Annotated in this window: 17 protein-coding genes; 10 read left to right on the top strand and 7 right to left on the bottom strand. The window is 48.5% G+C overall.

Annotation, left to right across the window (positions count from 1 at the left end):
• Positions 1 to 62: 62 nt before the first annotated feature.
• The 4 genes from LACPH_RS02245 to LACPH_RS02230 all read right to left on the bottom strand — a co-directional run bounded on the left by LACPH_RS02245 (position 63) and on the right by LACPH_RS02230 (position 3076).
• Positions 63 to 284 carry an AbrB/MazE/SpoVT family DNA-binding domain-containing protein gene (locus tag LACPH_RS02245; protein ID WP_274784377.1) on the bottom strand — a complete coding sequence of 74 codons (222 nt, stop codon included), beginning with the start codon at positions 282 to 284 and terminating at the stop codon, positions 63 to 65.
• 70 nt (positions 285 to 354) lie between these two features.
• Positions 355 to 930 carry a DNA-3-methyladenine glycosylase I gene (locus LACPH_RS02240; RefSeq protein ID WP_274784376.1) on the bottom strand — a complete coding sequence of 192 codons (576 nt, stop codon included), beginning with the start codon at positions 928 to 930 and terminating at the stop codon, positions 355 to 357.
• Positions 920 to 1531, bottom strand: a complete 612-nt coding sequence (locus tag LACPH_RS02235) for a transcriptional regulator (RefSeq protein WP_274784375.1) — start codon at positions 1529 to 1531, stop codon at positions 920 to 922. Before LACPH_RS02235 ends, LACPH_RS02240 begins: the two co-directional genes overlap by 11 nt.
• Before the next feature lie 294 nt (positions 1532 to 1825).
• Positions 1826 to 3076 carry an RNA-guided endonuclease InsQ/TnpB family protein gene (locus tag LACPH_RS02230; protein ID WP_274784374.1) on the bottom strand — a complete coding sequence of 417 codons (1251 nt, stop codon included), beginning with the start codon at positions 3074 to 3076 and terminating at the stop codon, positions 1826 to 1828.
• Positions 3077 to 3150: 74 nt separating this feature from the next.
• On the opposite strand from LACPH_RS02230, the gene tnpA reads away from it, so the two are divergent.
• The gene (gene tnpA / locus LACPH_RS02225; RefSeq protein ID WP_213291583.1) at positions 3151 to 3600 is read left to right on the top strand and encodes an IS200/IS605 family transposase; all 450 of its coding nucleotides are present in this window, start codon (positions 3151 to 3153) and stop codon (positions 3598 to 3600) included.
• A gap of 27 nt (positions 3601 to 3627) precedes the next feature.
• On the opposite strand, the gene LACPH_RS02220 is transcribed toward tnpA, so the two are convergent.
• On the bottom strand, positions 3628 to 4794 hold the full coding sequence (locus LACPH_RS02220; RefSeq protein WP_274784373.1) for an MFS transporter: 1167 nt from the start codon (positions 4792 to 4794) through the stop codon (positions 3628 to 3630).
• Positions 4795 to 4872: 78 nt separating this feature from the next.
• Entirely contained in the window at positions 4873 to 5166 is a 294-nt protein-coding gene (locus LACPH_RS02215) for an ArsR/SmtB family transcription factor (RefSeq protein ID WP_010492997.1), read from the bottom strand.
• Between the two features lie 185 nt (positions 5167 to 5351).
• Between LACPH_RS02215 and LACPH_RS02210 the strand changes: the two genes are divergently transcribed.
• The 9 genes from LACPH_RS02210 to LACPH_RS02170 all read left to right on the top strand — a co-directional run bounded on the left by LACPH_RS02210 (position 5352) and on the right by LACPH_RS02170 (position 13636).
• The gene (locus LACPH_RS02210) at positions 5352 to 6764 is read left to right on the top strand and encodes a 3'-5' exonuclease (RefSeq protein WP_274784372.1); all 1413 of its coding nucleotides are present in this window, start codon (positions 5352 to 5354) and stop codon (positions 6762 to 6764) included.
• Between the two features lie 430 nt (positions 6765 to 7194).
• Positions 7195 to 7623, top strand: coding sequence for an OsmC family protein (locus LACPH_RS02205; protein WP_049169646.1), 429 nt, complete (start codon positions 7195 to 7197; stop codon positions 7621 to 7623).
• Between the two features lie 194 nt (positions 7624 to 7817).
• Positions 7818 to 8837, top strand: coding sequence for a dihydroxyacetone kinase subunit DhaK (gene dhaK, locus LACPH_RS02200; RefSeq protein WP_274784371.1), 1020 nt, complete (start codon positions 7818 to 7820; stop codon positions 8835 to 8837).
• Positions 8824 to 9405 (top strand): dihydroxyacetone kinase subunit DhaL, encoded by a 582-nt coding sequence (dhaL, locus tag LACPH_RS02195; protein WP_274784370.1) that lies wholly within the window; start codon positions 8824 to 8826, stop codon positions 9403 to 9405. The genes dhaK and dhaL overlap by 14 nt, the downstream gene beginning before the upstream one ends.
• Before the next feature lie 29 nt (positions 9406 to 9434).
• Positions 9435 to 9803, top strand: a complete 369-nt coding sequence (gene dhaM, locus LACPH_RS02190) for a dihydroxyacetone kinase phosphoryl donor subunit DhaM (RefSeq protein ID WP_274784369.1) — start codon at positions 9435 to 9437, stop codon at positions 9801 to 9803.
• Between the two features lie 94 nt (positions 9804 to 9897).
• Positions 9898 to 10464: a TetR/AcrR family transcriptional regulator C-terminal domain-containing protein gene (locus tag LACPH_RS02185; protein ID WP_274784368.1), complete on the top strand. Its 567-nt coding sequence runs from the start codon at positions 9898 to 9900 to the stop codon at positions 10462 to 10464.
• An 88-nt stretch (positions 10465 to 10552) separates the two neighbouring features.
• Positions 10553 to 10681 carry a hypothetical protein gene (locus tag LACPH_RS02180; protein ID WP_010492975.1) on the top strand — a complete coding sequence of 43 codons (129 nt, stop codon included), beginning with the start codon at positions 10553 to 10555 and terminating at the stop codon, positions 10679 to 10681.
• Positions 10682 to 10694: 13 nt separating this feature from the next.
• Positions 10695 to 12389 (top strand): oleate hydratase, encoded by a 1695-nt coding sequence (locus tag LACPH_RS02175; RefSeq protein ID WP_306387201.1) that lies wholly within the window; start codon positions 10695 to 10697, stop codon positions 12387 to 12389.
• Positions 12390 to 12658: 269 nt separating this feature from the next.
• A complete protein-coding gene (locus LACPH_RS02170; RefSeq protein WP_274784366.1) occupies positions 12659 to 13636 on the top strand; it encodes a hypothetical protein in 978 nt (325 codons plus the stop codon).
• An 82-nt stretch (positions 13637 to 13718) separates the two neighbouring features.
• Here the strand turns inward: LACPH_RS02170 and LACPH_RS02165 are convergent, their stop codons facing one another.
• Positions 13719 to 14735, bottom strand: a complete 1017-nt coding sequence (locus LACPH_RS02165; RefSeq protein ID WP_025013083.1) for a linear amide C-N hydrolase — start codon at positions 14733 to 14735, stop codon at positions 13719 to 13721.
• Between the last annotated feature and the right edge of the window lie 74 nt (positions 14736 to 14809).

Below are 14809 nucleotides of genomic sequence, written 5' to 3'. Positions count from 1 at the left end.
GGCGTGCTTTTTGATCTTTCAGAAACGTTCAGTATTCGGCGTCCTTTATGGAATATTATTTGCTATAAAAGCGCGCTCTCATCCCACTCACGATCGCTTTCCGTAACACTATCTCTAAACCCATACCATTCCGTTTCGTCAGCAAACAAATCTTTGTGAACTGGCGTCAAAACAAATGTATCAGCGATCTTGTGAATCTGATACTTTTCGCCAACTTTTGCATGAAACTCTTTTGGAATAATGACACCAATCGAATCTCCAAATTTGCGAATGGTTGTTTCCATGAGTGTTAATCCTCCTAGCGCTCTGATAAGCGTTGCCAGCATTCCAATCGACGAATATCGGTTAACACTTTCATTTTTCCAGCAACTGATAAACAAAACACCTGGTTTCATGATCGTTGACCAGCCCTGCTGCCTGCATAAACGAGTAGATGACGACGGGACCGGTAAAACTAAAACCATCCTTCTTCATTTGCTTGCCCATGCGCTTGGCCAAATCGGTTGTGTTGGGAACTTCCGCATGACTGGTGATGTGATGTTGAATCGGCCGATTTTTGACGAATGCCCAGACGTAGTGATCAAAGTTCTCGCCTTTATCAGCCAGCTTTGCAATGGCATTCGCGTTGTTGATAATCGCTGTCACTTTCAGACGATTCCGGATGATTTGTGGATTTTGCAAGAGTACAGGGATTTCGGGGGTCATCTGCTGTACTCGGCGATAATCAAAGTTAGCAAAGGCTGTCTTGAACGCTGCCCGCTTATTCAAAACCGTCTGCCAACTCAAGCCTGCCTGCATGATTTCCAGCGACAACAGTTCAAACAAGTGGCGGCTGTCATGACTGAGTCTGCCCCACTCTTCATCGTGGTATTGCTGCATCAAGGCATTGCCGGTTTCACCCCATGCACACCGTTGTCGCTCAACTGACATGGGACACCGCCAAAGATTTCTGACCAATTGGGTGTAAAACCCGGACAAGTCTGTTCCCGCTCAAGACCATTTGATGATTAGCCACCAGCTTTGCCAGCAACTCATCCCCTAATTTACCGGCTAAATGAACCCGGCGCTCTGAAAAGTCGATGCAAGTCTGAACCTTTCTCTGGCGCACTGGGTGACCGAGGTACCGCGCCAAAACGTGCTGACCTTTTTCCGTCAATCGATAGGCGTTGGCGGTCGTCAAGGTAATGAGTTTTTGCGTTAAAAGTTGGTCAAACAGGGCTATGCCAGCTTTTCCTGCCAAATGGTGGTAACAAGTCCGGGCGTTGCCCAATTTTTGCGCTGCATGTCGTCGATCCAAGTATTGTTCAGCTGCTGTGCTGAGGATATTCGGCTCCGTCTGTGGCTGAACCGTTTGAAAATAATCGCGACCGGCAAAATATCGCCGGTTAATTTTCTCAGCACGCACCAATTTAAGTAGTTCGCTTTTGATACTTGCTTCTGGATGGTTTAGCAGTTTAGCGATTTCTTTGGTCGTTAAAAACCGCCCACTGCCTAACAACAATAAGATTTCCTGCGCTAAATTTTCCTGCATGATGGCATCTTCTTTCCGAACAGCAAACATATGTTCTTGCGTCAATTATATCGTTTGCTACTTTTCGGAACAATACCTCTATGCAAAAAATTACGAATCATCAGCGGCTTGTTTGCAGCTGCGTCAACCACCACTGACTAAAGTCAGTGGCTTGTGAGCAAGCACCCCTGTTACGAGCGCTTGAATCACAATTTGCACAGATACACCACTGCAGGCAGTTCTACGAACTGCTTGTCTTACACGGCAATTACCAGTGCCTTTAGCGTCCCCAGGTTGCCATAGGGACGAGCCTATTCAGGCTAATTTAGCAATACCTTTGATCAGTATGTTCTGAGCGGCATTGTGATCGCGAACGTGATGGGTCTGGCATTTAGAACAGTTCCATTCTCGATCAGCCAGCGTAAGCTTATCAGTGCCTTCTGTTCCCATGACGAAGCCGCAATGATGGCAGGTTTGAGTGGTATTCTTAGGACTGACCGTTACAAACTGGCGACCATAAAGGTCAGCCTTGTAAGTTAGCATTCCTAAGAATGTGCGCCAGCCTACGTCTGCGATGCTCATGGCCAAGGCATGATTTTTTAGTAAGTTCTTACTACGCAATTCCTCTGCAACCACCAAATCGTGGTTCTTGATGAGTGTGGTTGAGACGTTGTGCAAGAAGTTCTTACGACGATCCAGAACCTGTGCATGAATCTTGGCAACTAGCAAGCGCTGTTTTTGGTAATTCTTACTGTTGCGTAGCGGCCGATGCTCTTTCTTTGCCCTTCGGGCGCGGAGTGACAAAATGCGTTGTTCCTTAGCCAATCGTCCCTTAATTGTTCGATAGTAGTGCGGGTTGGCTATGACTTTGCCATCACTGGTAGTCAAGAAGTTTTCCGTGTTGAGGTCAATGCCAGTTTGCCGATTGGTCTTGGCAGGCTTCGTCGTGAAGGGTGTATCAGAACCCAGCTGCATGGATAAAAAGAAACGGTCTGCAGTGTCCTTAGTAATCGTGACAGTGCCAATACGAGTTTCTGCTTTTCGATTCAATAATCGTTTGTGTGAACCTTTGATGCGTAGACGCCCTAATTTAGGCACTAAGACGTGCTTATCATCTTCAAAGCAGATGGTCCCGTTGGTTAGCTGCATCGTTTTCTGCTGGATATATTGGCAATTAGTTTGGTAGCCCCACGCATAGCTTTTGCGGTGGAATTTTGGGACGCCAGTACTATGAACCTTCCGAAAGGCTTTCCATGCCTTGCGATAGTTTCGGATAGCGTTAGCCTTAGCAAGACTGTCAATTCGCTTGTCTTCTAAGAATTGGAAATGATTTGACATCTGCTTGGCATTTTGCCGTAGTTCAAGTTGCTTGATTCGATCTTGAACCGTATCAATTGGTAGCTTAACTTGTTTTAATTGCCAGAGTTCTTTACCGATCGCAACCATCTCGTTATAGACGAAGCGACTGGCATCGCTGTTTAGCTTAATCAATTTCTTTTGGTGATCACTTGGGTAGACGCGAACCTTCAATCCATAATGATATTCTAATTGTGCCATTGACTTCATTTAATATCACCTCTTTTCTTGCTATAATGGTATTATAGCATTCGTCAATGACTCTAACAATTGAGGTAACTTTTATGACTAAAGAAAAAATCCAAGCCGCGGTTTATACCAGACGCTATATCTATAATTTTCATTACCATTTGATCTGGGTCACGAAATATCGCAATCAAACTTTTGCAACTAAGGAACTGGCAGACGAAATGAAAAGCATTTTGCAAAAGGTCGCCGATGATAATGAGATTGTGATCGAAAAAATGGCAGTCATGCCCGATTATGTCCATGTCTTGATCAGTTTTCCGCCTAGCAAGGCACCAACCAGTGCCATCAAGGCGCTCAAGGGTAGAAGTGCCTTTATCTTTCTCAAACGGCATCCAGAAATTCGACATTCTCAAGATTGGGGTGGGCATTTATGGTCACCCAGCTACTACATGAGTACCCTTGGCAACATGGGCAAGGACGCGGTTGAGAATTACATCAACGAACAAAAGTACAACGAACTAACAAAACACCCTAACAGGCGTTGACAGGGCCTGTCCATCCCATGACTAAAGTCACGGGATTTTCGGCCAGCCATAATTAAAATAGCCTTGCCGCGCGTACAGCAACATCGCAAGGGTTACCCCAATAGCGGTAAACACTGCAATGCCGGAGAAGCCCGTGAACTGTTTAATCAAAATACCACCGACAACGCCGCCGATTGCTTCGCCAAGATACATCACCGCGTTGGCCAAAGAGGAAATGGTGCCGCGGGCTGAACGCGCTTGATCTTGCAAAGTGCTCATGAACAACGGCAACAGCGCGCCGCCAATGGTGTAAATCAATGCCAGAATGATCGTTGCGACTAACGCCGACGAAGCCAATGGCAAAACGACATAGCCACTGATGAACAACAGGAATTCAAGCAGGAACGCGTGCGGCTGACCTAACCACGTCACCAGTCGAGCGCCGATCAAACTGCCGACAAACTGCCCGACACCGATCACCAGAATAAAGCTGCCGATCGTGCCCACCGAGAGCCCAAAGCTTTTCGCGAACCAGGTACCGATGAACGCAAAGCCGGTAAAATTTGCCGTCTGAAACAATAAGTACGCGCCCAATAACTTAAGTACCGGCTTGTTCTGGAAAAGCTGACCGTAGATGCTGGATTTTGGCTGAGCGGTTCTAACTTCATTAAGACTGGGCATGAACCGCGCGACCAACAATGTCAGTATCAGTGCAATCGTGCCAACAAAGAAGAAGGGAAAACACCACGAGATAACGGCCAAATAACTACCGAGCGGAACGCCGACAATCTGGGCAACCGCCAAACCAGCTGTAGCGTATCCCATGACTTTGACCACCTGACCCTTGGGAAAGAGCACGGGAATCGCCGCCCAGATCTGCGGACCGGCTGTCGCAGCGGCAATGCCGGCAATAAATCGGGTGACGAGCATCAGCGGAAAAGTATTGGCCAGTCCGCACCCGGCAGTGGCGAGGGTAAAGACAATTAGGCCGATAACCAAAATGCGTTTACGATCATGGCGATCGGAAATCGGGCCAATCAGCAACGCAGACAGCATGTAACCCACCGCGTACGCACTGACGATGAGACCGGAAAGACTCGTTGAGATGCCGTAAAACCGGGTCAAAGTCGGTAATAAAGGTGAAACCAGAAATGTATCTGTGCCAATTACGAACATAACGAGGAAAAATAAAAGCGAGAGTCTGCGTTCTTTCATGCAAAAGTCTCCAATCTGTTTTATAGTTTTAAATTTATCAAACAATTGTCGCTAAAAAATAAGCAACCATGTGCTTATTTACAGCTCTGCAAGTAATCCTGGGAAAACAGATTCAATCTTATCAGTATTTAACGTGACGAATTTCTGCCGTCCCTGAACGCGCGTGGTAATCATGCCGATTTCACGTAACGTGCGCAAATGATATGACATCGTTGATTTGTCAATCTCCACGTGCTGGTTAAGCTCATTGCACCCCATCTCGTGGCCCACGTGGTAAAGCATGCGCACAATCGTGTAACGTCCCGGCTCGGACAAGGCAAAGAAAATTCGCTGCTTGAAAGCTGTTGCGTCTGTTGATTGTTTGATATCCATACAACAGTTATGCCACAGATGCTCGGTGAAAACAAGGAACTTCTCAAAAATAAGTGGACGTTCAAACCATTTTTAGCGTCTAACCGCTCGCAGTATCGGCTTTAATTGATTCCCCAAAAGCAAATTTTCTTCACTCTTGGTATACTGTTCGTATATGTCAAACACCAAGTAAGGGAGGCTGCAGCATGGCGCGGTCCACTAATCGAAAAAGAAAAATGCGCTCGCCGCGGCAAGCACGGCGTCAGTTAAATAAATTATTGCGCGACCCAATTGCCAAACCGCATAACGCCGCAGCGGTGCGCATTCGCCTTGATGAACTCACGGCGCTCTTTCAGCATCGTGAATACCGGCCACACCAGTCTGCAACCGTTAATCGGGTCAACATTCAGGGAAACGTGCAATTCGATCTGGCTCGTTGGTATCCTGAAGGTGGCCGGTTGCGTGACATGTTACGCCCACGCGGCCCACTGCTTCCGATCATGTTTTCGGTTCAGGATTTTGGTAATCACCGCAAAAGCCTCGCCCGCGGCCTCACGCTAGCTGTTTCTAGAGCTGCTCGACAACTGGATCAAATGAGAACCGCCGATAAATTGCCAATCATCATGCAGCCTTTTAGTGACTGGGTCCATCTCCTCGCCCTCGGATTGCAAAATTGGCTTGAAACCGGTCAGGTAGTCTTTTCTTTGCTTGATCTCAAGGGCGCCTACGTCTTGACAACGATGCCGACTGCCCCAGCTACTTGGCTGGCCAGGCTTTTTGGCATTTCCTTGGGCCAAGCCGATCAGACCCTGACCGATTTGCGTCATCAACGGCAAGAGCAGGCGGATCGCTTAACGACCAAACTAGCAGCCAAGTTTGCGCAGGAAAAAGCCCCGTTAGTGCAATCTGCCAACCAGCGCGCGGCCAAGTCGCTGCAGTTAGACCCGCCAACTATGGCCCAGCTTGCCTCAGACCAGGCACCGTTAAAAACGCAAAAAGACGTCATTGATCGACTGGCCCGGGGCGACTACATCGTGATCGATACAGAGTTTGTGGCCGATCGCAACCAACTTGACCTCACCGAAATCAGCTTGTTACGGGTCCGTGGTCATCAAGTCGCAGGTGCGTTTGACATTTTCACCCAACTACCCGAAGGCCATCACGTGATGCCATTCTCGGTCAAAATCACCGGGATTACCGATGACTTGTTGAACCAATACGGGCAACCGTTGCCGCTGGCGAAAACAGCTGTCGAACAATTGTTGAAGCATGAACTCGTTGTCGGCTTCGCACTCAGCAACGACCTACGCGCCCTTCGCGCCGGCCTCGCGATCGATGTGCCACCTGTTCAAACCTTCGATGTCGCCGCATTAGCCCGTAAAACTTTCGGAATCGGCAAAAAGCACACCCCTTCGCTGCAATACTACAAAGAAGCGCTCGGCATTGATTTACCTTCTCACACAGCCTTGAGTGATGCTCAAACCACGATGGCCTTGCTCGAACACCTCATTTGGGAAGGCAGCCCACTCATCACCAAGGAACTTGGCTTTGAACAACGCCCACCTGAACACGCCAATGATCCGGAACCTTATCAGAAGCCGGATTTGAGTGACAAATAGTTAGAAATAAAGCCAATGAATTTGTGCGTCTACACAGATTCAAAGATGGCTATTTTAATTTTGAGGGGTCAATCAAAATGCGAAAATTATGGATTTCAGTCATTGCAACTTTCTTTATCTCTTTAGTTCTTGGTCTTCTTTATAAGCAAATTGGCGGGGCATTTTTCTGCTTGCATCTTTAGCTTTTGGCTTGGGAAACGCAATTATTCTGATTATGATTCTTTATAAATCAATTTCCAGGACTCTTAAATCGTAATACAATCCTGACTTAGCAGATAACAACATCAGTTTACTGAACATATGTAAGCGTTTATACTTAATACGGTTACCTAGTATGCTACAACTGAATTAAGGACATCATTTACTGGCCTAACCGTTAAGTACGCGCTCCATGAGTCCAAGTCTATCGACAATCCAAGGAGGAATTTTCATGCAAGACGAACGTTGGAATCACCCACTGTACACAACTGAAGCCATTAACGACGAAGGACTGGAAGGTCACGCTTATGTGCCGGGCGGCCTGAAGGTGCAAACAAGCAGCCCGATGAATGACCATCCGGGGACCAACCCTGAACAGCTTTTGGGCTTGTCGTTGAGCACTTGCCTTGAAGCCACATTGGAAGCCGTTGAAAAAGAACACGGACTGCCACATACCGGCGCAGTTCGCGTGAAGGTGGCGTTCATCGGCGCCCGTGCTGAGTATCAATTTCTGGTTCATGCCCAGGTTATGGTGAAAGGCGTCGATCTGGATACCGCCAAATCCTTCACCGAAGAAATTGAAAATCGCTGCCCGGTTTCAAAATTACTTAAAAATAGCGGCAACTACACCATCGAAACTGTCACCGATTTCGATGACTAACCGTTGCATCACCTATTCGCCTCGTTAAGCCAAAATGTGCTAACGAGGCGTTTTTATTTTCTGACCCGCGATCTAAAACCGATCACCACAAACGCCGCCACCATTAAGATTCCCCTTGTTATTCTTAGCTGACGACCTGACTTTTTAGCACTGAAAGCGGTACACTGATAACTAGAAGGGAGTTGCAAACAAATATGAAGAAGATTATCAATGACCCGGGCGATATTGTCCCGGAAATGATTGCTGGTCTCACTGCCAGTTATCCGCAATATTTGAAACAGATTCCTGAAACAACGGCGGTCGTCCGCAATGACGCCGCATTTAAGCAACATGCAAAAGTTGGCGTTATTTCCGGTGGCGGTTCAGGTCATGAGCCGTTGCATGCCGGTTATGTCGGCCAAGGCATGCTTGATGCCGCAGTGGCCGGCCAAGTCTTTACCTCACCGACGCCCGACCAGATTTACGCCGCGATCAAGGCAGTTAACCAAGGCGAAGGGGTTCTCATGATCGTCAAGAATTACTCCGGTGACGTCATGAACTTCGACATGGCCAAGGACCTGGCCAGCGTCGATGACATCAAAGTCGAGTCAGTCGTCGTGGATGACGATGTGGCCGTCAAGGATTCACTGTACACACAGGGCCGTCGCGGCGTTGCCGGCACGATTTTTGTCGAAAAGATTCTCGGAGCGGCTTCCGAGGCTGGGTTAGGCCTTGATGACCTCAAAAAGCTAGGCGATACGGTCGTTAAAAATACCAAGTCGTTCGCAGTTGCCTTGCATGCTGCGACTGTGCCGGAAGTCGGCAAACCCGGTTTTGACTTAAAGCCTGATGAAATCGAGTTTGGCGTTGGCATTCACAACGAACCCGGCACCGGTCAGGAAAAGCTGCCGACTTCCAAAGTTCTAGCCAAGCAACTCATTGGCAAGCTAACGGTTGAATTCAAAGATCCTAAAGCTCATAAATACGCGGTGCTGGTCAACGGCATGGGTGCAACCCCACTGTCCGAGCAGTACATTTTCATGGGCGATGTTTTGAATGAATTACATGCACAAGGCCTCGAAGCCAGCTTCACCAAGGCGGGCAATTATGTCACATCGCTCGACATGGCCGGCGTTTCACTGACGATGCTGGCGCTGGACGACCCGCAATGGCTGACTTATCTGAATGCATCTGCACATACTGTAGGCTGGGGGGATACTGATGTTAAACGTTGAGACATTAACCAAATGGATGACGAATTTTGAAAACCGGATTGCCGATCAAAAAGATCATCTCACCGAACTTGACCGCGTGATCGGCGACTCCGACCATGGTAACAACATGGAACGCGGCGTCAATGCGATCAAAGCAGCGTTCGAAAAGACCCCGCCAACCGACGATTTGGCGCAAGACTTCAAGACAATTGCCATGGCGATGCTCAGTAAAGTCGGCGGCGCCAGTGGTCCGTTGTATGGAACGGCTTTCCTGGAAATGGCCAAACTCGCCAAAACCGACACTGACTTTGGCGACCTTGTCGAAGCAGCTGCCAAGGGTATCGCCAAACGCGGCCAAGCCAAGCCTGGTGACAAAACCATGTTAGATGTCTGGGCACCTGCCGCTGATTTGATCAAGCAAAACAAATTGACCGCCGACGCCATTGACAAGCTGGTCGAAGCCACCAAGCCAATGACCGCCAAACGCGGCCGCGCCTCTTACCTCGGTGAAAAGAGCGTCGGCCACGTTGACCCAGGCGCAGCTTCGACTGGTGAGCTACTAAAAGCATACCTCGATGCAAAAGCGTGAACTTTCAAACCTCAAAGGAGCGTGATTCTATGGCAATGGGCATATTGCTCGTTTCCCACGTACCGGCCATCGCCAGCGGCCTTGAAACGCTAGTCAAACAAGTCGCCAAAGATGTTCCCATCACCACAGCCGGCGGTACCAGTGACGGTCAAATCGGCACCGATCTTGACCATATTCAAAAAGCCATTAACGACAACCCGGCTTCCGAGTTGTTGGTTTTCTATGATCTTGGCAGCGCCAAAATGAATCTCGACATCGCCGAAGAAGTCAGCGACAAACAAATGCATGTCTATGACGTGGCGTTTGTCGAAGGCGCTTATGCCGCGGCTGCGTTACTTGAAGCCAACGTGACACTGGATAAAATCGAGGCACAGTTGAAGCCGTTGAAAGTTAAGTAACCTCTCCACCTGTCGCTGTCTAGCAACAGTTCGACAGACTTTTACCCCCAATCTACCCGATATTTCTAGCATAACTACAGGAGCAATGATGTTGATGGCCACATCCGATCAGACCAAAATGCAGCTCGCGACCACCTTAAAGCAGCTCATGCAGCATAAGCCGCTGGATCGCATTACCATTGCGGAATTGAGTGCCGCAACCCACGTGAATCGCAACACGTTTTATTATCATTTTGAAGATATCTACGGCCTCCTGAAGTGGACGTTTGAAGCTGACATCGGCCGTAAAGTCATGAAGAATCTTGGAGCGGCCACCTGGGAAGCCAAGTATCGGCTGGTGCTCGATTACATCTTGGCCAATCAGGCATTTTGTCTGAACGCCTTTAATTCTGTTGGTCGCGACATGCTGGAAGAGTTTCTTTTCCAATCCGCGACTGACATGGTCAAGCCAGTGGTGCTGGACATTGATCCGACTACCCCGCCAAAAATGGTTGCGGACATCTGTAATTTTTATGGCGCCGCGATTGTCGGCCAGGTTTTGTTGTGGTTATCACAGTCGTTACAGGAACCCGAAGACGACCTCATCAAACGCGCTGATCTGATGCTTAACGGTTCGATTGCGTTCATTGTGCACAAGCAAGCGCACAATAAAAGAACTTAATTTTCGAACAAACGCCACATTTTGACTAAAGACGCTTCTTTTTCGCATGGCTATACTATAGCTATAGACGGAAAGGAAGCGTTTTTATATGAAAAAACTTTTATGGACGGCACTCGGCCTAGCCTTGGTGACCGGGGGAACAGCCTGGTACTTCGCTAACAAAATGGAACTGTTCAAAGATGACGCAGATGCATACAAGAAGTTCGAAAGTCGTTAGGGGGAACTAAAAGATGATCAAGCATAAGGCGATCATGATCGGCGCTGGGCTAGCTAATATGGCGGCTGCCGTTTATCTGATTCAGGAAAGTCATTGGCAGGGCAATCAAATCACGTTTTATTCACTGGACGATCATGGATCAAATGATGGGGCTCCGGCTGCTGATACGGCAGATGAGTACTGGAATAAGGTTCATCCCATGGAAAACACCAAAGGCTATGTGGCACGCGGCGGTCGCATGCTGAACTATCGAACCTATGTTGATTTGATGGACCTGTTGAGTCGGATTCCCTCGGCAACTGAACCGGGGCTGACGGCTGAAGAAGATACCCGGCAGTTTGATGCCCAGCATCGCACTTTTGACAAGGCTCGGCTGATGGAAGGCGGCATCGGCATCATTCAGGCTGGCCATCTAGGGCTGAATAACAAGGATCGCCTTTTGCTAACCAAGCTGATCATGATGCCGGACTCAGAAGAAGAAAAACTCGACAATGTCAGCATTGCCGATTATTTCAAAGATGATCCGCATATGTTCCAGACGAATTTCTGGTACATGTGGGAAACGACCTTTGCGTTCCGGATTGAAAGTTCAGCGCAAGAGTTGCGGCGCTACATGCACATGATGATTTACGAGTTCACGCAAATCGAGCATCTGGTAGGCGTTAACCGCACCCGTTACAACCAATTCGAAAGCATCATGTTGCCGCTGATCAACTATCTGAAGGATCAAGGCTGCCGGATTATTCTCAATCGCCGGGTCACGGATTTTGAGTTTAAAGATACGGCTATGACCGACGAAATCACCGTCACCGGTCTCAACATGCTGAAAACTGAAACCGGCAAAACCGAGCATGTCGATGTTGATGATGACACTGCCGTCTTCTTTACCAACGGCTCCATCACTGATTCGGCCACGCAAGGCGACTTTGACCACCCGGCCGTTGAAAACATGGATCAAGGTGCCGCAGCTGGCTTATGGAAACAAGCTACCGAGCATTTTTATAATCTTGGCAATCCTGATAAGTTCTTTGCTGATCGCGCCGCCAGCGAATGGGTCAGTTTTACTTTGACCACCAAGGATCACCTGCTGCTCAATGAAATCGAGCGCATCACAACGCAGCTTCCGGGGAATGCCTTGAATTCCTTCTTATCCACCCAGCCGATCACGGCGCTTGGGCAAAAAGACGTGATGATGTCGATTGTCGTGCATCATCAGCCGCACTTCACCACCCAAAAACCAAACGAAACCGTTCTTTGGGGCTATTTCCTCTATCCACGGCGTTACGGTGAGTTTGTGAACAAGCCGTATATCAAAATGACCGGTAAGGAAATGGCACTTGAATTGATCGGCCAATTGGCAAAAGTTGATCCGGGTCCCGGCAATATCCGCGATCACCAAGATGAGATTATGGCCAGCATCATCAACAACATCCCGGTTTACATGCCATATGCTTCGGCACTCTTCAACAACCGTGCCAAAGTCGATCGTCCCGAAGTCATTCCGGCCCACTCAACGAACCTCGCCTTCACCGGTGAATTCGTCGAACAGCCATTCCAGATGGTCTTCACGGAACAAAGCGCTGTCCGCTCAGGCGAAATTGCTGCCTATCACTTCACCGGCATCCCGATGAGTCACCTTGTCCAAACGCCACGATACGACAAGGATATTAAGACGCTGATGCGGGCAACGAAGAAAATGTTCGAATAAACCGCCACTGAAGCAACCTATGCAGGTAAAAATCATTTATCCACCACACTTACAGTCAATCGGCACCAAAGACGCGTATTCTGTCTTTGGTGCCGATTTTATTTGGCTAGATTTTAACCCATTAGAAACTCGCAAAAACACCCATATCGCAGGACTTTTGCTGCTGTGAATTTCTTTTGGAAAACAAAGCAAGTTTTCATGTGAGCAAGGGGCGACAACTGGTAAACTGAAGGTAAGCAAACCCGTAACAATAAGAAGTGGAGGGCAACATGGATTACCAAGAAAAACTGCAACGACACGCCAGCAAGGAAATCGATCTTTATTGGTCTGATTTTCAAAAAAGCGATGACTATGCAGCCTTGATGCAGGATCCGGATTTTAGAAAAATACCGCCAAAAGAAATTCGCACGATCCTTGTCACCTTCTTTGCTGCGTCATTCAAGAATCTACGGTCCACCATTCAGACGCTTTCTGCTGAATCGGTGTCGATTGCGCTCGAAACGACACTGCAACAGGTCAACGATGACGATCGCCGCCGCAGCGAAGCCATCGCCGTTGCTTCAGAACTCATTAAAGCCATGATGATTTGGTTGATTCGCACCAAACGTGTCAAGTTGACGATTGTCGACTTCATTGATGCATTAATGGGCGCATTGCTCACAACAACCTATGTCCTCGGGTTAGTCGAAGATGGTGAGCTTGCGTCTCCGATGGCTGATGATTCTGACGGGCGTGATATTGGCTTTGACCCTGCTGGCGATCTTGATGTTGATTCCGAAAGCATGTCAATCCTAGTCGACCAGCTAATGGTCTTTTTCGACTCAAAGGCCTGGCATCACCTGCCAGAAGCCACCCAAGACGAAGAGTTCTTTGGCGCAGTGATCTTTTTCCTGATTCACACGATCCAAGCCATGTTTGGCCACGAGCCGAAAGAATGGACCAGCCAGGACATCGGTGCGGCGCTGTTGCTATTGCTGCGCGACACCAAGCTCGTGCCGCCGGATAAGCAGGAAGGCCTGGGCCAATCCTTAGCCATCTTCATCAAGTCCACTGCCAGCACCCACTTGTGGACGGCAACCCAAATGAAATCCCTGGCTGATACGGCGCAAAATCAGATTAAGGAAGCCTTGACCAAAAAGCCGGTCCCGCGAAAAGGCCACGCCAAAACAGCCGGTCACGCCGACTCGGATCAGATTATTCCCATGGCCGAGTGGCAGAAGAACAAACGGCAAAAACGGCAACGATAAAATTTATAGCATTGTGCAAAAACGCCGTCAAAGGGGAGCTCCTTATTTGGCGGCGTTTTTGTGATGAGTTTTTGGAGATTTTTTATAGTTGATTAAACTGTTCCGTTTTTACCAAATCGTCATAGGTGACTTCCGTAACGGTCGGGTCGAGCGTCTTGGTGGTCATGGTTAGCGTGTTTGAATCCTGAACGTAAATTGCGCGCTTGCTCAAGTCATAGCCTGACCAATACTGGGTGTAATCCGTCAAAATGTCGTGTTTGGGATCGCGACCCAAGCCTTGCGGAATCAGGACTGTCTTGAAGGCATTGTAAAGCACGCGGATGCCATCTTTGCTTTCAAACGGATCAAGATTGCGGGACACAAACATGGCTCTGACAAACCGCGACGGGGAGGTGTAATCACCTGGCAAGCCAAACATGCCGTAGCCGGTGCCCAGTTCAATCGGGTCAAGATGGTGATCACCGAGATCGGCACCTTCAGGATAATTGCGATCGTTCAGGCTGACATAGTTGCGTAAATTAGTGGTGTGCCAATGATATTCCGGGCTATTTGTCATGGCGCCAATGCTGTCATAAAGTTTGAAGGCCCCGTGATCGGTTGGCTCAATGACTAACCCAGCACCAGACGGATCGACAAACGTGTAATGCAGTGGAATTTTAACGCCTTGACCGCCAAACTGGAGTGGTTCATCAATCAAGCCATATTGACCGGCCAGTTCCCGTACCTCGGCAACGTTTTTGCAAGTCGTCAAAGCCAGGCTGACAAACTCTTCACCTTTGATCGGTTTCAAGTTGCGTTTCGCCAGTGAATCGGCACTCGCCCAGCTACACTCAACCAGCACCTGCAAATCGCCAGCAAGTCCTTCACTGTTGACGCCATCAAATAAAGCGACACTCTGATCAACACCAACGCCAACCGCAGCATACTTGGTTGTCCAAGTTCCACTTTGCGCCGGCAATTGATGATCGGCCGGCAGACTCACGATTTTCCCCGGAACGCCGCCAGCCGGTGTCTCGTGAAAGAAACTCGTGTTATAGTCCATCGTTCGGCCCCAAAAAATATCACCTTGAAGCGATTTGATCGTCATGGATGAACACATATAGAAAAACCTCCTTCAAGAAAATTGAATCACGTGATCTAACAGTACAGCTGTTATTATACGCTTGCTCAGTC

This window comes from Lacticaseibacillus parahuelsenbergensis (assembly GCF_030770265.1).
GTDB classification, from domain to species: domain Bacteria; phylum Bacillota; class Bacilli; order Lactobacillales; family Lactobacillaceae; genus Lacticaseibacillus; species Lacticaseibacillus casei.
The sequence above is the reverse complement of the archived record's forward strand: the minus strand, read 5'-3'. Positions and strand labels throughout refer to the sequence as shown.